The sequence below is a fragment of the Streptomyces sp. NPDC048192 genome, from assembly GCF_043202415.1.
GTDB lineage: Bacteria > Actinomycetota > Actinomycetes > Streptomycetales > Streptomycetaceae > Streptomyces.
The window spans coordinates 57,614-82,056 of the sequence record NZ_JBIDAL010000012.1; the positions used below are offsets into that span (position 1 = coordinate 57,614).

21 protein-coding genes are annotated in these 24,443 nt (G+C 73.5%); 8 read left to right on the forward strand and 13 right to left on the reverse strand.

Going from position 1 to position 24,443, the window contains the following annotated elements; translation table 11 throughout:
• Positions 1-42 precede the first annotated feature (42 nt).
• From ACGFZN_RS25735 to ACGFZN_RS25750, 4 genes are read left to right on the forward strand one after another with little or no spacing between them, the layout of a single operon-like run.
• Complete coding sequence (locus ACGFZN_RS25735) at positions 43-735, forward strand: polysaccharide deacetylase family protein (protein WP_393861023.1); 693 nt, start codon at positions 43-45, stop codon at positions 733-735.
• On the forward strand, positions 732-1,895 hold the full coding sequence (locus tag ACGFZN_RS25740) for a glycosyltransferase (RefSeq protein WP_393860843.1): 1,164 nt from the start codon (positions 732-734) through the stop codon (positions 1,893-1,895). The genes ACGFZN_RS25735 and ACGFZN_RS25740 overlap by 4 nt, the downstream gene beginning before the upstream one ends.
• Positions 1,892-2,533: a lipopolysaccharide biosynthesis protein gene (locus ACGFZN_RS25745; RefSeq protein ID WP_393860844.1), complete on the forward strand. Its 642-nt coding sequence runs from the start codon at positions 1,892-1,894 to the stop codon at positions 2,531-2,533. The genes ACGFZN_RS25740 and ACGFZN_RS25745 overlap by 4 nt, the downstream gene beginning before the upstream one ends.
• Entirely contained in the window at positions 2,530-3,642 is a 1,113-nt protein-coding gene (locus ACGFZN_RS25750) for a GNAT family N-acetyltransferase (RefSeq protein WP_393860845.1), read from the forward strand. Before ACGFZN_RS25745 ends, ACGFZN_RS25750 begins: the two co-directional genes overlap by 4 nt.
• 8 nt (positions 3,643-3,650) lie before the next feature.
• On the opposite strand, the gene ACGFZN_RS25755 is transcribed toward ACGFZN_RS25750, so the two are convergent.
• From ACGFZN_RS25755 to ACGFZN_RS25765, 3 genes are all read right to left on the reverse strand, one after another.
• A complete protein-coding gene (locus tag ACGFZN_RS25755) occupies positions 3,651-5,036 on the reverse strand; it encodes a glycoside hydrolase family 26 protein (protein WP_393860846.1) in 1,386 nt (461 codons plus the stop codon).
• Between the two features lie 221 nt (positions 5,037-5,257).
• Positions 5,258-5,485 (reverse strand): chaplin, encoded by a 228-nt coding sequence (locus ACGFZN_RS25760; RefSeq protein WP_393860847.1) that lies wholly within the window; start codon positions 5,483-5,485, stop codon positions 5,258-5,260.
• Positions 5,486-5,786: 301 nt separating this feature from the next.
• Positions 5,787-6,197, reverse strand: a complete 411-nt coding sequence (locus ACGFZN_RS25765) for a rodlin (protein ID WP_393860848.1) — start codon at positions 6,195-6,197, stop codon at positions 5,787-5,789.
• Positions 6,198-6,401: 204 nt separating this feature from the next.
• On the opposite strand from ACGFZN_RS25765, the gene ACGFZN_RS25770 reads away from it, so the two are divergent.
• On the forward strand, positions 6,402-6,809 hold the full coding sequence (locus ACGFZN_RS25770; RefSeq protein WP_393860849.1) for a rodlin: 408 nt from the start codon (positions 6,402-6,404) through the stop codon (positions 6,807-6,809).
• Between the two features lie 208 nt (positions 6,810-7,017).
• Positions 7,018-7,416 (forward strand): rodlin, encoded by a 399-nt coding sequence (locus ACGFZN_RS25775; RefSeq protein WP_393860850.1) that lies wholly within the window; start codon positions 7,018-7,020, stop codon positions 7,414-7,416.
• A 62-nt stretch (positions 7,417-7,478) separates the two neighbouring features.
• Here ACGFZN_RS25775 and ACGFZN_RS25780 read toward each other — a convergent pair whose 3' ends face one another.
• From ACGFZN_RS25780 to ACGFZN_RS25795, 4 genes are all read right to left on the reverse strand, one after another.
• Entirely contained in the window at positions 7,479-9,398 is a 1,920-nt protein-coding gene (locus ACGFZN_RS25780; RefSeq protein ID WP_393860851.1) for an AMP-dependent synthetase/ligase, read from the reverse strand.
• A 98-nt stretch (positions 9,399-9,496) separates the two neighbouring features.
• Positions 9,497-10,975, reverse strand: a complete 1,479-nt coding sequence (locus tag ACGFZN_RS25785; RefSeq protein ID WP_393861024.1) for a von Willebrand factor type A domain-containing protein — start codon at positions 10,973-10,975, stop codon at positions 9,497-9,499.
• A 904-nt stretch (positions 10,976-11,879) separates the two neighbouring features.
• Positions 11,880-12,734 (reverse strand): ABC transporter permease, encoded by an 855-nt coding sequence (locus ACGFZN_RS25790; RefSeq protein WP_330339872.1) that lies wholly within the window; start codon positions 12,732-12,734, stop codon positions 11,880-11,882.
• A complete protein-coding gene (locus ACGFZN_RS25795) occupies positions 12,731-15,379 on the reverse strand; it encodes a CocE/NonD family hydrolase (RefSeq protein ID WP_393860852.1) in 2,649 nt (882 codons plus the stop codon). Before ACGFZN_RS25795 ends, ACGFZN_RS25790 begins: the two co-directional genes overlap by 4 nt.
• Before the next feature lie 115 nt (positions 15,380-15,494).
• Between ACGFZN_RS25795 and ACGFZN_RS25800 the strand changes: the two genes are divergently transcribed.
• Positions 15,495-15,902 (forward strand): GNAT family N-acetyltransferase, encoded by a 408-nt coding sequence (locus ACGFZN_RS25800; RefSeq protein WP_393860853.1) that lies wholly within the window; start codon positions 15,495-15,497, stop codon positions 15,900-15,902.
• A 4-nt stretch (positions 15,903-15,906) separates the two neighbouring features.
• Here the strand turns inward: ACGFZN_RS25800 and ACGFZN_RS25805 are convergent, their stop codons facing one another.
• From ACGFZN_RS25805 to iolC, 6 genes are all read right to left on the reverse strand, one after another.
• Entirely contained in the window at positions 15,907-17,316 is a 1,410-nt protein-coding gene (locus tag ACGFZN_RS25805; RefSeq protein ID WP_393860854.1) for an APC family permease, read from the reverse strand.
• Positions 17,317-17,693: 377 nt separating this feature from the next.
• Positions 17,694-19,196 carry a CoA-acylating methylmalonate-semialdehyde dehydrogenase gene (gene mmsA / locus ACGFZN_RS25810; protein ID WP_393860855.1) on the reverse strand — a complete coding sequence of 501 codons (1,503 nt, stop codon included), beginning with the start codon at positions 19,194-19,196 and terminating at the stop codon, positions 17,694-17,696.
• A gap of 17 nt (positions 19,197-19,213) precedes the next feature.
• The gene (gene iolD / locus ACGFZN_RS25815) at positions 19,214-21,094 is read right to left on the reverse strand and encodes a 3D-(3,5/4)-trihydroxycyclohexane-1,2-dione acylhydrolase (decyclizing) (RefSeq protein WP_393860856.1); all 1,881 of its coding nucleotides are present in this window, start codon (positions 21,092-21,094) and stop codon (positions 19,214-19,216) included.
• Complete coding sequence (iolB, locus tag ACGFZN_RS25820) at positions 21,091-21,921, reverse strand: 5-deoxy-glucuronate isomerase (protein ID WP_393860857.1); 831 nt, start codon at positions 21,919-21,921, stop codon at positions 21,091-21,093. The genes iolD and iolB overlap by 4 nt, the downstream gene beginning before the upstream one ends.
• 7 nt (positions 21,922-21,928) lie before the next feature.
• Positions 21,929-22,813, reverse strand: coding sequence for a deoxyribose-phosphate aldolase (locus ACGFZN_RS25825; RefSeq protein ID WP_393861025.1), 885 nt, complete (start codon positions 22,811-22,813; stop codon positions 21,929-21,931).
• Positions 22,814-22,962: 149 nt separating this feature from the next.
• Complete coding sequence (gene iolC / locus ACGFZN_RS25830) at positions 22,963-23,913, reverse strand: 5-dehydro-2-deoxygluconokinase (RefSeq protein ID WP_393860858.1); 951 nt, start codon at positions 23,911-23,913, stop codon at positions 22,963-22,965.
• A gap of 306 nt (positions 23,914-24,219) precedes the next feature.
• On the opposite strand from iolC, the gene ACGFZN_RS25835 reads away from it, so the two are divergent.
• Complete coding sequence (locus ACGFZN_RS25835) at positions 24,220-24,420, forward strand: MerR family DNA-binding transcriptional regulator (RefSeq protein ID WP_360144956.1); 201 nt, start codon at positions 24,220-24,222, stop codon at positions 24,418-24,420.
• Positions 24,421-24,443: the final 23 nt, after the last annotated feature.

Here is a 24,443-nt window from a genome sequence, read left to right on the forward strand (position 1 = left end):
CCGCTCCGGCCGGGCAGACGGGGCCCGGTCCCGTGGATCGCCATGTACCACTCGGTCGCCGACTGCTCCGACGACCCGTACCGGGTCACGGTCGCCCCCGCCCGGCTGGAGCGGCAGCTGGGCTGGCTGCGCCGGCGGGGGCTGCGCGGGGTGTCGGTGGCCGAGCTGCTCGCCGCCCGGGCGCGGGGCGAGGGCCGCAACCTGGTGGGCCTCACCTTCGACGACGGATACGCCGACTTCCTGGACAACGCCCTTCCGCTGCTGTCGCGCTGGGGCTGCTCGGCCACCCTGTTCGTGCTGCCGGGCCGGCTCGGCGCCGACAACGCCTGGGACCCCGAGGGCCCGCGCAAGCCGCTGCTGACCGCCGAGGGCGTACGGCGCGCCGCCGGGGCGGGCGTCGAGATCGGCTCGCACGGCCTCACCCACACCGACCTCACCCGCGCCGACGACGCCGCGCTCAAGGAGGAGACCGCCGAGAGCCGGGCCCTGCTGGAGGAGCTGACCGGCGTCCCGGTCACCGGTTTCTGCTATCCGTACGGCAGGGTCGACGAGCGTGCCGTGGAGGCCGTGCGCGCGGCCGGGTACGGCTACGCCTGCGCCATCGACCCCGGGGAGCTGAACGGCCCGCACGTCCTGCCGCGCGTGCACGTCGGGCAGAACGACACCGCCGTACGGCTGTTCCTGAAGTACCGGCTGCACCGGCTGCGCCGCCGTCCCGTGGCGGGGCTGCGGTGAGGGCGCTGCACATCATCACGGGCCTCGGCGTGGGCGGGGCCGAGCAGCAACTGCGGTTGCTGCTGCGGCACTTGCCCGTCGACTGCGACGTGGTGACGCTGACCGGCCCCGGCCCGGTGGCCGACGGGATGCGGGCCGACGGGGTGCGGGTGACGCACCTCGGCATGCGCGGCAACCGCGACCTGGCCGCACTGCCCCGGCTGGCCCGGATCGTCCGCCGCGGCCGCTACGACCTCGTGCACACCCACCTGTACCGGGCCTGCCTGTACGGCCGTATCGCCGCCCGGCTGGCCGGGGTCCGCGCGGTCGTCGCCACCGAGCACTCCCTCGGCGACACCCGGATGGAGGGCCGGCCGCTCACCGCCGGGGTGCGCGGGCTGTACCTGCTGGGCGAGCGGCTGGGCCGGTCCACGGTCGCCGTCTCCCCGACGGTCGCCGCCCGGCTCGCCCGCTGGGGCGTGCCCGAGCCGCGGATCACGGTCGTGCCCAACGGCATCGACCTGGCCCGGTTCGCCTTCGACCCGGCGGCCCGGCGGCACACCCGCGACCGGCTCGGGCTGCCCGCCGGTGCGTTCGTCGTCGGCGCCGTCGGCCGCCTCGTCCCCGGCAAACGCTTCGACGTCCTGCTCGACGCCCTGCGCCGGCTGCCCGACTGCTACCGGCTGCTGCTGGTGGGCGGCGGACCCGAGGAGGGCGCGCTGCGCCGGGCCGCGCGGGAGGCGGGCATCGACGGGCGGGTGCTGTTCGCGGGCGAGCGGCCGTATCTCGGCGACGGCGCGTGCGGTCCGGATCTGCCCGCGCTGACCTCGGCGATGGACGTGCTGGCCGCGCCGTCCCCCGAGGAGGCGTTCGGGCTGGCGGTGGTGGAGGCGCTCGCCGCCGGGCTGCCGGTGCGCTACACCTCCTGCCCGGCCCTCGAGGACCTGCCGCCCGGGGCCGCCCCGGACGCCGTACGCGTCCCGTGCGACGCCGACGCCTACGCGGGCGCCCTCGCCCGGGTCCGCGCCGCCGGCCCCCGCCCGCGCACCCCCTGCGAGGCGGCCCGCCACTACTGCATCACCCGCAGCGCCGCCCGGCTCATGGACGTCTACGCGGCGGTGCTCACGGCCCCCCACACCCCCTTCGAAGTCCCCGTCCAGCAGGGAGCGAACCCCCCATGACCGACAACCACTGCACTGTCCGCCTCTTCCGCCTCCGCAGGCTCCCGGCCTGGTCGCTGGTGGCGGCCGGGGTCGTCGCGGGCGGTCTGCTCGGCGTCGAGTACGGCGTCGTCAAGCCGCCGACGTACACGGCCACCAGCTATGTCATCGCCGTGCCCACCGCCAAGTCCGACGCCGCCGCCGCGCAGGGCTTCGCGCAGGCCTACGGCCGGGCCGCCACCCAGCTCGCGGTGCTCGGCGACGCCCAGATGTGGGCCGGGGTGCCGGTGGACACCCTGCGCGAGAGCGTGCGCACCGCGACCTCGCCGGACTCCCCGATCCTGTCCGTCTCCGCGACCGCCACCCGCCCGGTGCAGGCCGCCGACATGGCCAACGCCGTGGCCGACGCGCTCACCCGGCACGCGGCCGACAGCGCGGACCAGACCCACGTCAAGCTGCTGCGGTTCGCCCGGGCGCTGAAGCCGTCCGCCCCGTCCTCGCCGTCCGTGGAGGTGACCGGCCTGGTCGGGGCGAGCGCGGGCGGGCTGGTCGGCGGGCTCGCGCTGCTGGCCCGGCCGCGGCGCCGCCCGGAGGAGGCCGCCCGGCCGGCCTCGGTCCCCGGCCCGGCCGTGGCCGCCGACGCGCACGGCCGGCTGTGACGGCCACCGAGACGGCGCGCCGCGCCCGTACCGCCGAACTCGTCACCGACGAGGCCGAGTTCGCCGCCCTGGCGCCGGCCTGGGAGCGGCTGTACGGGCGGTGCGCCGCCGCGACCCCGTTCCAGAGCCACGCCTGGCTGCACTCGTGGTGGCTGACGTACGGCCGGCCCGGCCGGCTCCGGGTGCTGCTGGTGCGCTCCGGTGGCGACCTGGTGGCCGCCGCGCCGCTGATGCTGGTCCACCGGCCGCTGCCGGCGCTGGTGCCGCTCGGCGGGGCGATCTCCGACTACGCGGACGTGCTGCTGGACGACGCCGACGCCGGGCCCGCGGCCGACGCGCTCACCGAGGCGCTGGCGGACGCGGCCCGCACGGCGCTGATCGACTTCCGTGAGGTGCGGCCGGGCGGCGCGGCGGAGCGGGTCTACGAGCGCTGGCGCGGCCCGCGCCGCGCGGTGGCCGGCTCGCTGTGCCTGGAGCTGCCCGCCGTGCCCCTGGACGACCTGGTGGCCCGGCTGCCGTCCGCCAAGGCCCAGCAGCGGGTGCGGGCGAAGCTGCGCAAGCTCGCATCGCTGGGCGTCACGCGGCGCACGGTGGGCGCGGAGGAGGCGGACGCGGCGCTCGGCCGGCTGCTGGAGCTGCACCGGTTGCAGTGGCAGGACCGGAAGGTGACGGCCGAGCATCTCCAGCCCCGGTTCCGCGAGCATCTGGTACGCGCGGTGGGCCCGATGATCCGCGCGGGCAGCGCGGCGGTCACCGAGTTCCTGATCGACGGCGAGGTGGTGGCCGTCGACCTGACCCTGCTCTCCCCCGCGCTGGCCGGCGGCTATCTGTACGGCGTCCACCCGTCCCTGCGGGAGCGCAAGGCGGACGTGGCGGTGATGCTGCTCGACGCCTGCGCGGAGCGGGCGCGCGGACGCGGCACGCTGAGCCTGCTGCGCGGCGACGAGCCGTACAAGCGCCACTGGCGTCCCGAACCGGTCGTGAACCGCCGTCTGCTGATGGCCCGCGGGAGCACCGCCCCGCTGCTGACGGCCGCACGGTTCGAGGCGGCCGCCCGGCTGCGGGGCAAGGAGGTGCTGCGCCGCTGGAGCGAACACCGGCGCGGCTAGCGGGTCCGCTACCACCCGTCGAAGCGCAGGCACAACCTGCCACCGAGCCAGTACTTGACCAGGTCGCCGAGGCTCGCCGGGGAGCACTGCGCGGGCGGCTTGGACGCGGCGGGCGCGGCCGGCTTCGCCGGGGGCGGCGGCGGGGCGGTGGCGGCCGGTTCCTCGGCGCGGTCGAACAGGGCGGTCCGGTAGATCCAGGCCGACCTGGGGTTCTCCGGGCACTGCCACACGCCGTGCGGGCAGTAGTCGGTCAGCGTGTTGTACAGCGGCTTGTGCGCGTCGATCCAGGCGAGCATGCCCCGCATGTACTGGGGGTCGTCGCCGTTGCGGAAGAGCCCCCATTCCGGGTACGAGACCGGCTTGCCGTGGGCTTTCGCGAAGTCGACGTGCTGCTGCAGGCCGTAGGGCTCCTTCACCTGCTGGTCGAACGACAGTCCGGCCGGCTGGTCGTAGGAGTCCATGCCGATGATGTCGACCGTGGCGTCGCCCGGATAACAGGCGGTCCACGGCACGGCGTCCTGGCCGCGGCTCGGCGCGAAGTCGAACCGGAACTTCTGGCCCGGCACCGCCCGCATGGCGGTGACGATCCTGTTCCAGTACCTCTTCCAGTTCTCCGGGTCGGGTGCGCAGCGGTGGGTGTAGGTGATGCCGTTCATCTCCCAGCCGAGCACGATCACCGTGTCCGGCACCTTCAGCGCCACGAGCCGCTCGGCCAGCGCCCTGAAGTGCTGGTCGAACGCGCCGGCCGCGCCCTGTCTCAGCAGCCACCGCACCGAGTCGTCGGACACCCCGTCCTCGTTGTGCTCCTGCATCGGCACGTTGAGCACGAGCATGCGGTCGGCCTTGGCCCGCCGCCACTGGGCCCATGCGTCGAGGAAGCCGGGCGGCCCCTCGATGTCCCGCCAGCTGTCGCCGGGCAGATAGGTGTGGGCGACCTTCAGCTCCGTCCCGCCGAGCCAGTTGCTCAGCTCCGCCATGCGCGCGATCCCGAGCGGCCCGGAGTCCAGGAACGCGCCGAACGGCGGTACGGCGGGCTCGGCGGGCGTGGGCGGCGACACGGCCGGGGCCGGGCCGGTGGGCGTGGGGATGCCCGGGGCGGGCGGAACGGGCGGAACGGACGGGGTGACCGGGACGGGCGTCGGGCCCGGTACCGGCGTCGGCTGCACGGCGGGGGCGGGGGGCGTCGGCGCGGCGGGGGCCGGAGGTGTCGGCGCGACAGCGGCGGGGGGTGTCGGCGCGGCCGGGACGGGCGGAGCGGCTGCCCGTACCGCTCCGGTGCCGGCGTACGCGTTCGCGGCGAGACCGGGACCGGCCGCCAGGGCGACCGACGCGACGGCCGTCACCGTCACGACGGCCAGCCGCCGGGACCGGGCCCCGCTGTGCTGTGCAGCCATGCCCGCTCCTTTCTCGTCACTGACAGGCAGTCATGTCCGTATGACTTCCGCCAGTCGGCCGGGGCTTTCAGGTGGCCCTTGCCCCCCGCGCGGGGGAACCGACGAGAAAGGAGAGAAAGAGGTGGCCGGAACGGGAAAGGCCGGCCCCGGAACGACGAATCCATGGATTCCCGGTCCGGAGCCGGCCAGACGCAGCCGGTGGCTGGTGCGGTGCCCGATCGTCAGTCGTTCGCGCAGGTGTTGCCGAACGCCGGGTTCAGCAGCGCGATGACGTTGACGGTGTTGCCGCAGACGTTGATCGGCACGTGGACCGGGACCTGGACCACGTTGCCCGACAGAACGCCCGGGGAGTTGACCGCGGCGCCCTCGGCACCGGCCGAGGCGAACGCGGGGGCGGCACCGCCCAGGGCCAGGACCGCGCCGGCGACGACGGCAGCGCTCTTCTTCATGGGATTTCCCTTCTCTGCGGTCATGCCCCTATGACGGCCGAAACCGAGCGAGCACAGCTTGAACGGCTCGCACCATGACCGGCAGGCTGTAGAACGAGGGACGGAGGACGGAGGAAACTGTGGAATGCGCGCCGTCCCGGAATTCACTCGAACGCCCGCGGACGCCCCGTCGGAATCGGCAGGACGACGGATCCGGGAAGGACCGGCGACCGGCGCGCGGCACACGAGAAACCGCCCGGGGAATGCCGCGCGCGTCGGCGCGGGCTTTCCCCGGGCGGTCGGCCGGGAATCGGCGGGCGGGCTACTTGCCGGTGTTGCCGGACAGGGCGTTGACGTCCGACAGGATGTGCGAGAGCGGCTCGTCGCCCTTGGCCTGGGTCGAGTTCTCGGTGCACTGCTGGTTCTGCGGCGCGGACAGGACCGGCACGTCCTGCACGGCGCCGACGGCGGCGAGGATGCCGAGGATCCCCTGGGCGTTCACCTTGGCAGGCAGCCCGACGCAGAGCTTGTTGAGGGAGCCCTGCACCAGGGTGGCCTGCGGGCTCATCTTGCCCTTGGTCACCTGGTTGCCGAACGACTCGTGGGCACCTTCGCCGCTCCGCGACGTGGTGCCGTGGCCGTCGTCGAGGGCAAGCGCCTGGGGGGCCACCGCCGCGGACGCACCGACGAAGGACGCGGCGACCGCCGCCGCGGCCATTGCCTTCTTCAGCATTTCGCTTTCCTTTCCTGGCTCTTCGCCAAGACACACGTGCATGCCCCCGTATCAACCAAGGCCCAGCCGATCGGTTGCGGGGAATCACCCTGATCTCCGGTTGCGCGTGGGCCATCGGAGTGAATTCCGGCAACCGGCCGGTGCGAGGCGCCGTTGAACCAGGGCGCTCCGGTGGACGGGGTTTCTTCAGAAGGGAACACATACGTGATCAAGAAGGTTCTGGCCTCCGCCGCGGTCGCCGTCTCCGTCGTCGGTGCCTCCGCCGCCGTGGCGTCACCGGCCCTGGCCATCGACGACCACCACGGCACCACCTCGTTCAGCGGCAACGGTGCCTCGCAGGCGTTCGGCAACTCCGCGACGTACGGCAACATGAGCCCGCAGCTCGCGCTGATCCAGGGTTCGTTCAACAAGCCCTGCATCGCCCTGCCGGCCAAGCTGAACGCGCAGGGGCTGGCCGGCCTCGGCGCCGTGGGCGTGCTGCAGGACGTGCCGGTCCTGTCGGCGCCGCAGAACCAGCAGTGCACCGAGAACTCGACCCAGGCCAAGGGCGACGAGCCGCTCTCGCACATCCTGGACGACCTCAACGTGCTGGCCGGCAACACCTCCAAGTGAGCCCGGGGCCGCACGGGCCCCGCATCCGGCGGGCCGCCGCGCCTGGGCGGCCCGCCTTCTCACGCCCCGCCCGACCGGCGAGGGGCGTTTATGAACTCATCACATTGCACTGCTCCAATCGGGGCAAAACCCGCAACTCCGGCGCATCTCCGGCCGTTGATGATCATGCAACTCCTCCCCGGAGTCCGCCTTTCGAAAGGGAACGAACATGAAGAAGCTGTGGGCAACCGCGGCTGTCGCCGCCTCCGTCGCCGGTCTCGCCGGGGTGGCGGCCCCCCAGGCCCTCGCCCTCGACGACGGCCACGGCACCACGTCGGTCAGCGGTGACAAGGCCAGCTCCGAGTTCGGCAACTCCGCCACGTTCGGCGACCAGAGCCCGCAGCTCTCGCTGGTCCAGGGCTCGCTCAACAAACCGTGCGTCGGCCTGCCGGCCAAGGCCAACCTGCAGGGGCTGGTCGGCGCCGTCGCCGTCGGTGTCGCCCAGGACGTGCCGATCCTGTCCGCGCCGCAGAACCAGCAGTGCACCGAGAACTCGACCCAGGCCAAGGGCGACGAGCCGCTCTCGCACATCCTGTCGGACATCAACGCCCTGTCCGGCAACAGCTGACCGGCCCCCTTCCCGCGCACGGCGGGTCACCGGTTCTCCCGGTGGCCCGCCGTCCGTGTGCGTCACCCCTTGTAGAGCCGCTCGATCTCCTCGGCGTAGGCCGCCGTCACCGCGTGCCGCTTGACCTTGAGCGACGGCGTCAGCAGTCCGTTCTCCTCGGTGAACTCGCCCTCGACGAGCGCGAAGGCGCGGATCGACTCCGCGCGCGAGACGGCCGCGTTGGCGTGGTCGACCGCCTTCTGCACCTCCGCGCGCAGCCGCTCGTCGCGCACCAGCTCGGCGGCCGGGGTGTCCGGCGGAAGCTTCCGCACCGCCAGCCAGTGGGCGACCGCCTCCGGGTCGAGGGTGATCAGCGCGGCGACGAAGGGGCGGTTGTCCCCGACGACCACGCACTGCCCCACCGGCGCGCGGCTGCGCAGCCGGTCCTCCAGCACGGCCGGGGAAACGTTCTTGCCGCCGGAGGTGACGAGGATGTCCTTCTTGCGGCCGGTGATGGTGAGATAGCCGTCCTCGTCCAGGGAGCCCAGGTCGCCGGTGGCGAACCAGTCGTCCGCCAGGACCGCGTCCGTGGCCTGGCGGTTGTTCCAGTACGACGCGAAGACCACCCCGCCCTTGACCAGCACCTCCCCGTCGTCGGCGAGACGTACGGCGACACCGGGCACCGGCAGGCCCACCGTGCCGGGGCGGGGGGCGAGCGGCGGCACGATGGTGGCGGCGGCCGTGGTCTCGGTCAGGCCGTAGCCCTCGTAGACGACGATGCCGGCCGAGTGGAAGAACAGGTTGAGGTCGCGGTCCAGCGGGGAGCCGCCGCTGATGGCGTACCGCATCCGGCCGCCCAGCTCCTTGCGGATGCGGCGGTAGACCAGCAGGTCGTACAGCGCCCAGGCGGCGTACAGGCGGGGTCCGGGGCCCTTGCCGGTGCCGAGGAACTTCCGCAGGGAGGCCTCGCCGAAGCGGACGGCGATGCGCTCGGCGCGGTCGAAGGAGGCGGCGCGGCCGATCTTCTCGGCGGTGGCGCGCCCGGTGTCGTGGATCTTCTCGAAGAGGTACGGCACGCCCACCAGGAAGGCGGGCCGGAACTCCTTGAGGGCGGGCCGCAGTTCGTCCGGTCTGACGCTGGGGAAGTGACCGGTCTCGATGCGGGCCAGCAGGCAGGCCAGCTGGAGGGTGCGGCCGAGGATGTGGGCGAGCGGCAGGAAGAGCAGGGTGGAGGCGGCCTCGCCGGTGACGGCCTGGAAGACCGGGTGCAGCAGTTCGACCGTGTTGGCGGCCTCGGCGTGCAGATTGGCGTGGGTGAGGACGCAGCCCTTGGGCCGGCCGGTGGTGCCGGACGTGTAGCAGACGGTCGCGATGGCGCCGGGGGTGAGCGCGGCGCGGCGGGCGGCGAGTTCCTCGTCGGGGACGTCGCGGCCGAGGGTGGTCAGGTCGGCGAGGGCTCCGGCGTCGAGCTCCCACAGGCGCGGCGGGCGGGCGTGACCCGCGGTGCCGGTGGTGACCGTGGCCGCGTTCCGGGCGGTCTCGGTGACGACGTACCGGGCGCCGGAGTCGCGGACGATCCACTCCAGTTGCTCGGCGGAGGAGGTGGGGTAGACGGGCACGGACTGGCCGCCGGCCGCCCAGACGGCGAAGTCCAGGACGGTCCACTCGTAGCGGGTCCGGGACATGAGCGCGACCCGGCCACCCGGTTCGAGGCCGGCCGCGATCAGCCCCTTGGCGACGGCGGCGACCGCGGCGGCGAACGCGGCCGCCGTCACCGGCCGCCAGGCCCCCTGGACGCGGCGCCGGAACAGCACCGCGTCCGGGGTCTCGGCCGCGTGCGCGAAGGGCAGGTCGGCCATGGAGCCGGTGGTCAGCGGGGGCGCGAGCGGGGCGGCACGGACCTCGCGGACCGTGCCGCCGGCGTCCCTGACGATCTCCACCGAGCCGCGCGCCGCCAGGTCGGTGCGCTGCCGTGCCCGCTTCAGATCCCTGCGTACGCCCATGGCGGCTCCCGGCTCGTGCCCTGCGAAGGTCCTTGCCGGGCCGCCAACTTACTCGTAAGTAAGGAAAGGTCAATGGGGTGCGCGCGACCTTGTACGGCTCACCCCTCCGGTTCGACGCGGCTCGCCTGGCGGATGGCGTCGGCGAGAGCCCGTACGTCCTGGTCCTCCGTCGTCGTCGCCAGCGCGGCGGCCCTGGTGGCGAGGCGGGACAGGCCCGGGGCGCCGGGGAGGGCGGGGCCGGCCCGCAGGCCGTCGGCGCGCAGGGCGTCGGCGAAATAGGCGGCGACCGCGGTGATCTGGAAGCGGGGGCTCGCCTCCCAGACGGAGCCGGCCAGGGCACCGGTCCCCAGCGCGCCGGAGGCCTCGTGGGGGGCGCGGGTGCGCGGGTCGAGCCAGCGGACGGTCGCGGTGGCGAGCCGGCCGTGGGCTCCGGGCCGGGTGTGCACGGCGTACAGCGCGGTCACGGTGTGGCCGGGGCCCACCTCGCCGCCGTCGACGTGGTCGTTGCGGAAGTCCTTGTCGGCGACCTTGCGGTCGTCGTAGCCGACGAGCCGGAAGGCGGTGACGGTGTGCGGGTCGAAGGCGACCTGGGCCTTGGCGTCGCGCGCGGTCAGCTCGATGTTCTGCGGGAGCTGCTCGCAGAACACCGTGCGGGCCTGCTCGGCGTCGGAGACGTAGACGGTGTGGCCGTCGCCCTTGTCGGCCAGGCGCTCCATGAGGGCGTCGCCGTAGTCGCTGCCGACGCCCACGCCGAAGAGGGTGATGCCGTGTTCGCGACGGGCGGCGTCGATGCGGCGCAGGATGGCGTCCGCGCTGGTGTCGCCTTCGTTGGCGAGGGCGTCGGAGACGAGGACGACCCGGTTGACGGCGCCCTTGCGCAGGCCCTCCACGGCGGTGGCGTATCCCCTCTCGACGCCCGCGCCGAGATCGGTGGAGGATTCGGGTTCCAGGCCGTCCACCGCCTCGTGGACCGCGCCGCGGTGGCCGCCGAGCCGGGTCATCGGCAGCACGGTCTCGGCGCTGTCGCTGAAGGTGACGACGGCCACCGAGTCGTCGTCGCGGAGCCGGTCCGTCATGGTGTTCAGGGACCGCTTGGCGAGGTCGAGGCGGCCGGGTTCGCCCATGGAGCCGGAGACGTCGACGACGAAGGTGAGGGCGGCGGGCGGGCGTTTCCCGGCGGGTTCGGCGGAGCGGGTGGCGAGCCCCACCCGGACCAGGGACCAGCCGGGCCGGCCGGTGCGGGCGCCGTCGACGGTCACCGTGAAGCCGTTGCCGTCCGGCCGCCGGTAGTCCTGGCGGAAGCTGTTGACGAACTCCTCGGGCCGGATGGTCGACGGGTCGGGCCTGCCGCCGTCGGCGAGAGTGCGGCGGGCGTAGCCGTAGGAGGCGGTGTCGACGTCGAGCGCGAAGGTGGACAGCTGCTCCGAGGACCGCTCGGGCCCCGTCCCGGTGACGCTCCGGCCCGGCCCGGCCGCCGGCTGCCCCGCGCTGTCGGCCCTGCCCACCGCGCCGTGCTGCCCCTCACCCGCGGAACACGCCGTCAGCACCAGCCCGGCGGCCAGCGCGACGGCGACCACGGACAACGGGCGAGACCTTCGAAACCGGGCCCACTTCCCGGACACGGACGCCGGCCACTGCGGGTTATGCGGCCCCGGCAGCGACGCGCGGGCACCGGGCTCAGGTACCGGCCCCGCGCCACCGCCCGACCGCGCGCCGTCCCCCGGTGCCGGCCAGGTCCCGGCCCCCGCGTCCGGTGCCGGCCCGGCGCCACCGCCCGACCGCGCGCCGTCCCCCGGTGCCGGCCAGGTCCCGGCCCCCGCGTCCGGTGTCGGCCTGGTGCCACCATCCGGCCGCGCGCCGCCCTCCGGTGCCGACCCGGTCCCGGACTCCAGCCGCGCCCCGAACCCCGGTGCCGGCCAGGCCCCGGACCCCGCGTCCGGTGCTGGCCCGGCGCCCTCCGATGCCGGCCAGCCCCCGGACTCCGGCCGCGCGCCACCCTCCGGCTCCGGCCAGACCCTGGCCCCCGACTCCAGTACCGACCCGGCGCCACCGCCCCGCCGCGCGCCACCCTCCGGCTCCGGCCAGGCCCCGGACCCCGACTCCAGTGCCGGCGCGGTATCACCATCCGGCCGCGCCCCGCGCCCCCGTGCCGGCCAGCCCCCGCGCCCCCGTGCCGGCCAGCCCCCGCACCCCGGTGCCGGCCAGGCCCCGGACCCCGCCTCCCGTCCGGGCGCGGAGCCCCCGGGTGTGGCCCGCTGTCCCCTGGGGGGCTCTGCCGATCGGTTCGGTGTGCGCCTTGCCGAGCTTTTCTCTGTCATCTCGCCAACCCCCTGAGCCAGTTGAGAACGAACCGCCGTCGCGCGACTCGTCTCGACTGTGACGGCGCTGGCGGGCGGAACGTGCGGGCCGGGGTGTTGCGGATGGGTCTCGAAGCGGGCACGGCGGCGGGCCGCCGAGACCGGTGGGTGACCCTCCGGTGACCTAGGACACGATGTCCTTGCGGGCGAAACCCCGGAAGGCCAGGGCGAACAGCACCAGGGCGTACGTTATGGAGATCGCGGTGCCCTGGATCATGCCGGACCACTCCGGCCGGGGCTGGACGGCGTCGGCCCAGGCGAACTGCCAGTGCGCGGGCAGGAAGTCGCGCCAGTGGCCCAGCGCGGTGACCGCGTCCAGGACGTTGCCGACGATGGTCAGGCCGACCGCGCCGCCCACCGCGCCGAGCGGTGCGTCGGTCTTCGTCGACAGCCAGAACGCCAGCCCCGCGGTGACCAGTTGGGACACGAAGATGTACGCCACGGTCACCGCGAGCCGCTGCACCGCCGTCCCGGTGTCCAGCGCGCCGCCCGTCGGTATCTGCAGCGGACCCCAGCCGTAGGCCGCGGTGCCGACCGCGAGGGCGACGACCGGGAGCAGGATCATCGCGGCGAGGCTCAGCCCGAGCGCCACGACCAGCTTGGACCACAGCAGCCGGACACGCGGCACGGGCGCGGCGAGCAGATAGCGCAGGGAGGACCAGCCGGCCTCGGAGGCGACAGTGTCCCCGCAGAACAGGGCGACCGGGATCACCAGCAGGAAGCCGGCCGAGACGAACAGGTTGACCGCGGCGAAGTTGGCGCCGGACGCGGTGGCCGTGTCCATCAGGGTGATCTCGCCGTTGCGGCCGGACGGGTCGCCGCCGATCGCGAAGGCGATCACCAGCACGAACGGCAGCAGGGCGAGGACGGCCCCCATGACCAGGGTGCGTCGCCGCTTGAGCTGCCGGACCAGCTCGACCCGCACGGGGAGCGTGCGGCCCGCCCGGTAACCGGAGGCGGTCTCGGTGAGCGTGCTCATGCTGAACCTCCGATCAGGGTGAGGAAGGCGTCTTCCAGTCGGCGGTGCGGGCCGACCGAGGCGACCGGCACCTCGAGCCGCACCAGCTCCGCGACCAGCCGCTCGGCCGTGCCGCCGGTCTCCAGCCGGATCAGCAGCCCGTCGTCGGTGCGCACGGCGGAGGCGACGCCGGGCAGCGCGGCCACCTTCTCCACGACCGGCTCCTCCACGGGCGTGGCGGTGCCGACGAGCAGCGTGTCGCCGGAGCCGACGATCTCCCCGACCGGGCCGGCCTGGACGAGCCGGCCGCGGTCCATCACCACCAGGTGGGTGCAGGTCTGCTCGACCTCGGCGAGGAGATGACTGGAGACGATCACCGTGCGTCCGGCGGCGGCGTAGCGGATCATCACCTCGCGCATCTCGCGGATCTGGGGCGGGTCGAGGCCGTTGGTGGGCTCGTCGAGGATGAGCAGGTCGGGCAGGCCGAGCATGGCCTGGGCGATGGCGAGACGCTGGCGCATGCCCTGCGAGTAGGTGCGCACCGCGCGGGCGAGCGCGTCGCCGAGCCCGGCGATCTCCAGCGCCTCGTCCAGGTGGGCGTCCTCGGGCGGGCGGCCGGTGGCCCGCCAGTACAGCTGGAGGTTCTCCCGGCCGGACAGGTGCGGCAGGAAGCCCGCGCCCTCCACGAAGGCGCCGACCCGGGAGAGCACGGGCGCGCCGGGGCGGACGGCGTGGCCGAAGACGCGGATCTCGCCGTCGTCCGGGGTGATCAGACCCATCAGCATGCGCAGGGTGGTGGTCTTGCCCGCGCCGTTGGGGCCGAGCAGGCCGAGGACCTGACCCTGCTCGACGCGGAAGGACAGCTCGCGCACCGCGTACCGGTCGGCGGACTTCGCGTACCGCTTGCTCAGGCCGCTGATCACCAGCGGGACGCCGGCCGTCGCGGAGTCGGGTGCGGGGGCGGCCGTGCGGCGGCGGGCGGTGAGCAGCAGGGCGAGGGCGAGCGCCGCGCCGGCCGCGGGGAGCCACCAGACCCAGGCGGGCAGGGGGGCCGTGGCCGTGGTGACGGAGGGGGCCGTAGGCACGCTCAGGGCGCCCTTGAGGGAGACGGTGTAGGTGGCGGGAGCGGCCGGTGAGGCGTAGCCGAGGTCGGTGGAGGCGAGGACCAGGCGGAGCCGGTGGCCCTTCTGCACCTGGTGGTCGATCGCCGGGAGGGTGACCGTGACGTCCTTGCCGGCCTTGGCACCGGTCACCCGGAAGGGGGCGACGAGCTGGGAGGGCAGCACCGGCCGGGCGCCGCCGGGGCCGACGTCGTAGACCTTGCCGAACAGGACGGCGTCGTCGCTGGTGGAGGCGATGTGGACGGTGGCGGTCGGGGTGCCGGTGACCTGCAGGTCGCGGGTGAGCGGCGCCGAGTCGAACTTCGCGTACTGCCCGGGGAAGTCGAGGGAGACACCGAGGCCGAGCGCGGACAGCTGGGTGAGACCGTCGGAGCCGCCGAGGCCGGGCAGCGCGGAGACGCCGGGCGGGCTGGCGCCGGCCGGGTTGGTGACGTGCTGGGCGCCGCCGGTGAGCGGGATGTCGCGCGGGTGGCCGCGCAGGCCGGGGTAGGCGCCGGCGCTCGCGCCGCGCAGCTGGGCGGTGCCGTCGGTGGAGTTCACGCCGCCGGTGCGGGTGATCCGGAAGGCCGGGCCGGTGGCGGCGCTCCGGTCGCCCTTCAGATACCGGTCGAACCAGGCACGCACGCGTGTCTGCACCCGGCCGGTCTCCATGTCGCCGCCGTCGTGGCCGCCCGCGATCCAGTCGACGTCCACGGGGGCGCCGTTCGCCCGGATCGCCTTCTCGGCGGCGTCGGACTGGGCCAGGGTGAACAGGGAGTCCGTCTGGCCCTGGAGCAGCAGGGTGGGCACCTTGATGCGGGCGCCGACGGCGGACGGCGAGCGTTCCTGGAGGAGCCGGCGGGCAGCCGCGTCCGGGGTGCCGGACTCCGCGACCCTGTCGTACATCCGGCACAGGTCCGGCTCGAAGCGGGCGCAGCCGCCGCCGGTGTTGAAGAAGACACCGGCCCACAGCTTCTTGAACACGCCGTCCGGGAACAGGGCGTCCGCAAGGTTCCAGTAGGTGATGGCCGGGGCGATGGCGTCGACCCGGTGGTCGTATCCGGCGGTGAGCAGGGAGACCGCGCCGCCGTAGGAGCCGCCGGCCATGCCGACGCGCGGGTCGCCCGGCTTGTCGAGCTGAACCTCGGGGCGCTTCGCCAGCCAGTCCAGGAGCCGGGAGACGTCGGCGACCTCGGCCTTCGGGTCGTTGAGCCCGATCTTCCCGGTCGACCTGCCGAAGCCGCGCGCGGACCAGGTCAGGACCGCGTACCCGTCGCGGGCGAGGTTTTCGGCCTGGGCGCGCATGTCGTCCTTGCTGCCGCCGAAGCCGTGCGCCAGCAGGACGGCCGGGTGCCGGCCGGGGCCGGCGGGGGTGAAGAACGAGGTGTCCAGACGGACGCCGTCGACCGCCATGACCTGGTCGGTGCGGTGCACCGGCGGCGTGTCGCCGGACGCGGCGGCCGTCCAGGTGCCGGCCCCGGCGAGCACCACGACGGCGGCCGCGCCGGCGAGCAGCCGGCGCGGCCCCTTGAGCAGTCCCCGCCATGAGGGCACCCGAAGATCCATGCCTCAACGGTACGGGCCGCCACCGACAACCGGGGGAGCCGCTGGGCCGAACCCCCGCCCCTTCCCGAGGAGTACGCGGCCTGTGCGGCGTACACCAGCCGTGGTACGAAGAGCCATGGAGATCCGGAAGGCCGGCACGGTCGCCGACGTCACCGCCGCCGCGCATCTGTTCGACCATCCGGTGCGCCCCGAGTGGGCGGAGCGTTTCCTCGGCACCGCCGGGCACCATCTGCTGCTGGCGTACGAGGAGGGCGCGGTGGCCGGCTTCGTCAGCGGTGTGGAGACCTGGCACCCCGACAAGGGCGCCGAGATGTTCCTGTACGAGCTGGCCGTCGGCGAGCCGTACCGGCGCCGGGGCATCGGGCGGGCGCTCGTCCTGCGCCTGGCCGCGCTGGCCCGGGAGCGGGGCTGCTACGGCATGTGGGTCGGCGTCGACGCCGGGAACGACGTCGCCCTTGCCGCGTATCGCAGTGCGGGCGGCAAGGGCGACGGGACGTGCACCGTGGTGACGTGGGACTTCTGAGGCGCTAGGCGGCCGCGTCCTCGGCCTGGACGTCCTCCGGCAGGGAGACCAGCCAGCGGGTCTCGCTGCGCGGGCGGAGGTAGAAGGCCCAGTAGAGGGTGGCGACGGCGGTGATGCCGCCGGTCCAGATCAGGTACGAGACGTCCTGCTCGACCAGGACGTAGACCAGTACGGCGATCAGCAGGACCGGCACCGCGGGCCACAGGGGCATGCGCCAGGCCGTGCGGCCGCGGTGCGCGCCGCGCCGGCAGAGCAGGGAGGCGATGGCGACCAGCAGGTACAGGCCGGTGACGGCGACGCCGGTGACGCCGTAGAGGGTGTCGAGGTTGACGAAGCAGAGGAAGGCGCCGGGGACGCCGACGACGAGGGTGGCGACCCAGGGGGAGCCGAACCGGCCGAGCTTGGCGAGGGCGTCGTTGACCGGCTGCGGCCAGGCCTTGTCGCGGGCGGAGGCGAACAGGACGCGGGAGTTCTGGATGACCATGACGATGCCCGCGTTGATGATCGCCAGGGCGACGCACAGGCTGACGAAGGTGCCGACGGCCGAGTTGCTCCAGGCGATGACCATGCTGGAGATGTCGCCGCCGGTCAGGGTCTTCAGGTCGCCGGCGCCCAGCGTGATCGCCACGACCGGGACGAGGATGACGACGCTGGAGATGGCGAGCGTGGCGAGGACGGTGCGGGCGACGCTGCGGCGCGGGTTCTCCAGCTCCTCGGAGAGGTAGATGGCGGTGGAGAAGCCCTGGGTGGCGAACAGGGCGATGGCGAGCCCGGACAGGACCATCATCGCCGTCACCGGGTTGACGTGGGCGTGCTCGCCGGCCACCTGCAGCGAACCGACGAGGCTGCCCGCGCCGCGGTGGGTGTGGGTGAAGCCGAGCAGGGCGACCACGCCGGCGGCGACGACCTCCAGGACCAGGAAGATGCCGGTGATCCAGGCGTTGGCGCGCAGGTCGAGCAGGCCGGCGAGGGTGGCCGCGATCATCACGCCGGCGCCCGTCATGGACGGGTCGAGGTGGACGATCGGGGCGAGGTAGTCGGCGGTGCCCATCGCGATGACCGGAGGGACGATCATCACCACGAGCAGCGACATCACGAAGGCCAGCCAGCCGGCGAGCCGTCCGGCGAGGGTGGAGACGATCGCGTACTCGCCGCCCGCGCTGGGGATGAGGGTGCCCAGCTCGGAGTAGCAGAAGGCCACGGGGATGCACAGGAGTGCGCCGATGGCGATGCAGAGCGCCGTCGCCGTGCCCAGGCTGGAGAACAGGTCGGGCACGATCACGAAGAGCGTGGAGGCGGGCGTGACGCAGGACAGCGTCAGCAGCGTGCCGCCGACGACACCGATGGAACGCTTCAGGCCCGGGGACGGGGCCGTCGCGGTGTCGGTCACGGACTTCTGGACGGTGTCGGTCATACGGCGATTCCGATCGACTGGTGAGACTGAGGGTGGGGTCGGGAGCGCTATCGCCTCCGGCGGATCGTCGTACGTGTCTGTCGCCCGCTCCCGGCGCCCATAGGGAACCCCGACGAAAACCGCCTCGTCAATGGGGGTTTGCCTACGGAATCCGCAGTTGCGGAGGGGTGTACGCCACATCGCTTTCCCAGGCCACGACGCCCTATTGGCGCATCCATCAAGCCCTTCACGACTGTGACCTTGCTTTCCAAGGTCATCTGCGCGTAACCCCTTCGTCATCCCTTTCATCCCGCGTGAACGGGAACCGCAGCTAAGGTGTCAAAAAAATGTCAGGCCGTCCGGAATCCGGACGGCCTGACGGGGCGGTCTTACGGGCGTCAGTGGTTGCGCGGGAAGCCCAGGTCCACGCCCGCCGGGGCGTCGGCCGGGTCGGGCCAGCGGGTGGTGACGACCTTGCCGCGGGTGTAGAAGTGCGTGCCGTCGTTGCCGTAGATGTGGTGGTCGCCGAAGAGCGAGTCCTTCCAGCCGCCGAAGGAGTGGTAGCCCACCGGCACCGGGATCGGGACGTTCACGCCGACCATGCCGGCCTCGATCTCCAGCTGGAAGCGGCGGGCCGCGCCGCCGTCCCGGGTGAAGATCGCGGTGCCGTTGCCGAACGGCGAGGCGTTGATGAGGGCGACACCCTCCTCGTACGTCTCCGCTCGCAGCACGCACAGCACCGGGCCGAAGATCTCGTCCTGGTAGGCCTTGGCGGTCGTGGGCACCTTGTCCAGCAGCGAGATGCCGATCCAGTGGCCGTCCTCGTAGCCCTCGACGGTGTAGCCGGTGCCGTCGAGCACCACCTCGCAGCCCTCGGCCGCGGCGCCCGCCACATAGGAGGCGACCTTGTCGCGGTGCGCCTTGGTGATCAGCGGGCCCATCTCGGACGCCGGGTCGGCGCCCGGACCGATCTTGATCTTCTCGGCGCGCTCGCGGATCTTCTCCACCAGCGTGTCGCCGATCGAGCCGACCGCGACGACGGCGGAGATGGCCATGCAGCGCTCGCCCGCCGAGCCGTAGGCGGCGCTCACGGCCGCGTCGGCCGCCGCGTCCAGGTCGGCGTCCGGCAGGACCAGCATGTGGTTCTTGGCGCCGCCCAGGGCCTGCACCCGCTTGCCGTTCGCGGCGGCGGTGGTGTGGATGTAGCGGGCGATCGGGGTCGAGCCGACGAAGGAGACCGCCTTGACGTCCGGGTGCTCCAGCAGGCGGTCCACGGCCACCTTGTCGCCGTGGACGACGTTGAAGACACCGTCCGGCAGACCCGCCTCGGCCAGCAGCTCGGCGAGCCGGACGGAGGCCGACGGGTCCTTCTCGCTCGGCTTCAGCACGAACGTGTTGCCGCACGCGATGGCGATCGGGAACATCCACATCGGGACCATCGCCGGGAAGTTGAACGGCGTGATGCCGGCGACGACCCCGAGCGGCTGCCGGATCGAGGAGACGTCGACGCGGGTGGCGACCTGCGTGGACAGCTCGCCCTTCAGCTGGACGGTGATGCCGCAGGCCAGGTCCACGATCTCCAGGCCGCGCGCGACCTCGCCGAGGGCGTCGGAGTGCACCTTGCCGTGCTCGGCGGTGATCAGCTCGGCGATCTCGTCGCGGTGGGCGTCCAGCAGCGCCCGGAACTTGAACAGGATCGAGGTGCGCTGGGCCAGCGAGGACTGGCCCCAGGTGGTGAAGGCGTCCTTGGCGGCGGCGACCGCCGCGTCCACCTCCTCCACCGACGCGAACGCGACCTTCGTGGTGACCGCGCCGGTCGCCGGGTCGGTGACCGGCCCGTACGTGCCCGACGCGCCCTCGGCGGTCTTCCCGCCGATCCAGTGGTTGACGATCTTCGTCATGCCCCAATACTCCTTGCTCACAGATGGCGGCGTCGGGTCGAGACGTGCCGTTCGTACAGCTCACGTGCCTTGACCGCGGACGGTCGGGTCGCGGTCTCGGCCACAGGAACATCCCACCAGGCCTGCGCCGGAGGCGCGCCCGACACAGTGTCGGACGTTTCGGTCTCCACGTAGACACATGTGGGAGTGTCGGCGGCGCGCGCCTCGGCGAGCGCCGCGCGCAGCTCCCGTACGGTCTTCGCGCGCAGCACCCGCATCCCCAGGCTGGCGGCGTTGGCGGCGAGGTCGACGGGCAGCGGGGCGCCCGTGTACGTCCCCTCGGCCGTCGGAAAGCGGTAGGCGGTGCCGAACCGCTCGCCGCCCACCGACTCCGAGAGCCCGCCGATGGACGCGTACCCGTGGTTCTGCACCAGCAGGACCTTGATCGCGACGCCCTCCTGCACGGCCGTCACGATCTCCGTCGGCATCATCAGATACGTGCCGTCGCCGACCAGCGCCCACACGTTCCGCTCCGGCGCGGCGAGCTTCACCCCGATGGCGGCCGGGATCTCGTAGCCCATGCAGGAGTAGCCGTACTCCAGGTGGTACTGGTCCACCGCCCGTGCCCGCCACAGCTTGTGCAGATCGCCGGGGAGCGAGCCGGCCGCGTTGATGATGATGTCCGACTCGTCCACCAGGGCGTCCAGGGCGCCGACGACCTGCGGCTGGGTGGGCCGTACGTCCGGCTCCTCGGCCTCGAAGCACGCGTCGACGCGCTGCTCCCAGCGCTCCTTGTCCTCGGTGTACTCCGTGACATAGGAGACGGCGACCCTGTGCCCGTGCATCACCAGCGCCTCGGTCAGCTCGCCCAGGCCGCTGCGGGCGTCGGCGACCAGCGCGAGCCCGGCCAGCTTGTGGCCGTCGAAGGCCGCGATGTTGAGGTTGAGGAAGCGGACGTCCGGGTTCTCGAAGAGGGTGCCGGAGGCGGTGGTGAAGTCCGTGTAGCGGGTGCCGACGCCGATCACCAGGTCCGCGGTGCGGGCCAGCTCGTCGGCGGTCGCGGTGCCGGTGTGGCCGATGCCGCCGACGTCCTGCGGATGGTCGTACCGCAGGGCGCCCTTGCCGGCCTGGGTGGAGGCGACCGGGATGCCGGTGGCCTCCGCGAACTCGGCGAGGGCCGTCTCGGCGCGGCTGTGGTGCACGCCGCCGCCCGCGATGATCAGGGGCCTGCGCGCGGCGCGGACCGCCCGGACCGCCTCCGCCAGCTCGGTCGGGTCCGCGCCCGGCCGCCGTACGGTCCACACCCGCTCGGCGAAGAACTCCTCCGGCCAGTCGAAGGCCTCCGCCTGCACGTCCTGCGGCAGGGCGAGGGTGACCGCGCCGGTCTCCACGGGGTCGGCGAGGACCCGCATGGCCTGCAGCGCGCTCGGGATCAGGGCCTCCGGGCGGGTGACGCGGTCGAAGTACCGCGACACCGGGCGCAGGGTGTCGTTGACCGACACGTCGCCCGCGTACGGCACCTCCAGCTGCTGCAGCACCGGATCGGCGGGGTGGGCGGCGAAGACGTCGCCCGGCAGCAGCAGCACCGGGAGGTGGTTGATGGTGGCGAGCGCGGCTCCGGTGACCAGGTTGGTGGCGCCGGGGCCGATCGACGTCGTCACCGCGTGCGTGGACAGGCGGTTCGACTGACGGGCGTAGCCGACGGCCGCGTGCACCATGGACTGCTCGTTGCGGCCCTGGTGGTACGGCATGACGTCCGCGTACTCGACCAGCGCCTGGCCGAGCCCCGCGACGTTGCCGTGGCCGAAGATGCCCCAGGTGGCGCCGATCAGCCGGCGCCGCTCGCCGTCGCGTTCGGTGTACTGGGCCGCCAGGAACCGGACCAGCGCCTGGGCGACGGTCAGCCGGGTCGTCGTCATCGGTACCCCTCCGTGTGGTCCGGGTGGAAGCAGATCCGCCACTCGCGGGTCTGCCCGGGGCCCGCCATGACGTTCAGGTAGTACATGTCGTGCCCGGGCTGGGCGATGGACGGGCCGTGCCAGCCGTCGGGGACGAGGACAGCGTCGCCGGAGCGGACCTCGGCGAGGACGTCCGCGCCGCCCGGACGGGAGGGGAAGACCCGCTGGTAGCCGAGGCCGTTCGGGCCGTCGATCTCGAAGTAGTAGATCTCCTCCAGCTCGGATTCCTCGCCCGGGCGGTGCTCGTCGTGCTTGTGCGGCGGGTACGACGACCAGTTGCCGCCCGGGGTGATGACCTCGACGGCGATCAGCCGGTCGCAGTCGAAGGAGTCCGCGGAGGCGAAGTTGCGCACCGTGCGGGCGCAGGTGCCGCTGCCCCGCTGTTCGACGGGGACCTCCGGCGCGGGGCCGTAGCGGGCGGGGAGTCGTCGCTCGCACTTCGCTCCTGCCAGGGCGAAGCGGCCTCCCGCGCCGGAGGCGATCTGGACCCGGGCGTCCCGGGGAACGTACGCGAAGTCGGAGACGTCCGCGAACACGCTCTTCCGGCCCAGGAGTTGGAACTCGTCGTGCTCCCCTGTCGCGGTCTCGATTTGTACGGTACATCCGCCTTCCAGCGGAAGCACGATCCACTCGCTGTCCCCGGTGGTGAACGTATGGCTGCCGCCGGGCGCCGGCTCGACCACGCGCAGGCTGCTGTATGTCCAGCCGGCCGACTCCGGGTCGATGTCGACGGCGTACCGGGCGTTCGCGCCGGCGCCCCTGGGCAGATGCAGATCGGTGCTGGTCATGCGGCCCTCACAGCAGTCCTACGGCGGTGTCCACGGCGGCGGCCACATCGCCGTCCGCCGGGTACAGCAGCGAGCGGCCGACCACCAGGCCGCGCACGGTGGGCAGTTGCAGCGCGCCGCGCCACTTCTCGTACGCGGCGACCTGGCTCTCGGGCGAGTCGCCGATGTCCCCGCCGAGCAGCACGGCCGGCAGCGTGGAGGTCTCCATGACCCGGGCCATGTCGTCGGGGTCGTCGGTGACCGGCACCTTCAGCCAGGTGTAGGCGGAGGAGCCGCCCAGGCCGGAGGCGATGGCGATGGAACGGGTCACCGCCTCGGCGGACAGGTCGTTGCGCACCCTGCCCTCCGGGGTGCGGCGGCTGATGAACGGTTCGACGAACACCGGCAGCCGGCGCGCGGCCATCTCGTCGATGGCGCGGGCGGTGGACTCCAGGGTGGTCAGGGAGCCGGGGTCGTCGTAGTCGATGCGCAGCAGCAGCTTGCCCGCGTCGAAGCCGAGCCGCTGGATGTCCTCGGGGCGGTGGCCGGTGAACCGGTCGTCCAGTTCGAAGCTGGCGCCCTGCAGTCCGCCCCGGTTCATGGAGCCCATGACCACCTTGTGGTCGAGAGCGCCGAGCAGGAGCAGGTCGTCCAGGATGTCGGCGGTGGCGAGGACGCCGTCGACGCCGGGCCGGGACAGCGCCAGACAGAGGCGCCCGAGCAGGTCGGCACGGTTGGCCATGGCGAGCTTGCGGTCGCCGACGCCGAGGGCGCCCCGGGCGGGGTGGTCGGCGGCGACGATCATCAGCCTGCCGTTCTCGCTCAGCAGGGGCCTGCGGGCACGACGGGCAGCCGCCTCGGCGATCGCCTCGGGGTGGCGGGTGCGGATGCGGACGAGCTCGGTGACGTCGATCCGGGGAGGAGTGACGGTGCTTTCGCCGGGCGCGGTGCCTTGGCGGGGCGCGGTGCCTTCGCCGGGCGCGGTGCCTTGGCGGGGCGCGGGGCTTTCCGGGCCGGTGCCTGCGCCGTCGCCCGTGTGGGTGCCCGTGACCCGGCCGGCCCTCACTGGACCGCTCCGGCGTCGAGCGCGGCGGCCACCTCGTCCGGGGTGGGCATCGCCGAGGAGCATTCCAGCCGGGAGGCGACGATGGCGCCGGCCGCGTTGGCGTGCCGCATGACCCTCTCCAGGTCCCAGCCTTCGAGGAGTCCGTGGCACAGGGATCCGCCGAAGGCGTCTCCGGCGCCGAGGCCGTTCAGGACGGTGACGGGCAGCGGCGGGACCTCCGCCGAGTCGCCCGAGGCACTGACCGCGAGGACACCCTTGGGTCCCTGCTTGACCACGGCGATCTCCACCCCGGCGGCGAGCAGCGCGCGGGCGGCGGCATGGGGCTCGCGCACTCCGGTCGCCACCTCGACCTCGTCCAGGTTGCCGACGGCGACCGTGGCGTGGCGCAGCGCCTCGGCGTAGAAGGGGCGCGCCGCGTCGGGGTCCCGCCAGAACATCGGGCGCCAGTCGAGGTCGAAGACCGTGATGCCGGACCTGGCCCGGTGGGCCAGGGCCGCGAGGGTCGCCGTACGGCTGGGCTCCTCGCTCAGGCCGGTGCCGGTCATCCAGAAGATGCGGGCGGCGCGGATCGCGTCCAGATCCAGCTCATGGGCGTCGATCTCCAGGTCGGGCGCCTTGGGCTGCCGGTAGAAGTAGAGGGGGAAGTCGTCCGGCGGGAAGACCTCGCAGAAGGTGACCGGGGTCGGCAGCCCCGGCACCGGGGTGACCCAGCGGTCGTCGACGCCGAAGCCGCGCAGCGCCTCGTGCAGATAGGCGCCGAACGGATCGTCGCCCGTACGGGTGATCACGGCGGTGCGCCGGCCGAGTCGGGCCGCGGCGACCGCGACGTTCGTCGCCGACCCGCCGAGGAACTTGCCGAACGACGACACCTGGGCGAGCGGGACACCGGTCTGCAGCGGGTAGAGGTCCACTCCGATCCGCCCCATGGTGATCAGGTCGTAGGCCATCGGCTTCCCTTCGTCATGGCTCTCCCCGGCTTTCTAGTCCCGCGCGCCGAGCCCTGTCAATGTTTTGTCCGGACATTCGGACCAGCTCTTGCGCGCGTCTTTGCGGCGGCTGTGTCACAAACACCTCTTTTGTGTCACGCGTGTCCCGGATGCGCGGGCTCCCCGTCACACCGCGTCGACAGCCCCTGTCCGCCGGCGGCCGGCGTCGTTCACCGGTCGCAGACTCGCTGATCGCCAGCGCAGCGCCCGGCTCCCCCGACGGCCGCCCCCGGCCGCCGCCGCGGCGCACGCAGGGAGGTGCACCACATGACCGACCAAAGGCTCTGGTCCTACAAGGAGATCGCGGCGCACATCAGGGTGCAGCCCGACACCGTACGGTCCTATCGCAAGCACGGGCTGCTGCCCCCGCCCGACCGCGTGGAGGGCGGCAAGCCGTACTGGTACGCCGAGACCGTCCACGCCTGGGTCGCCTCGCGGCCGGGCAACCGGGGCCGGCGCACCGACTGACCCGCCGCCGGGAAATCCGCTGT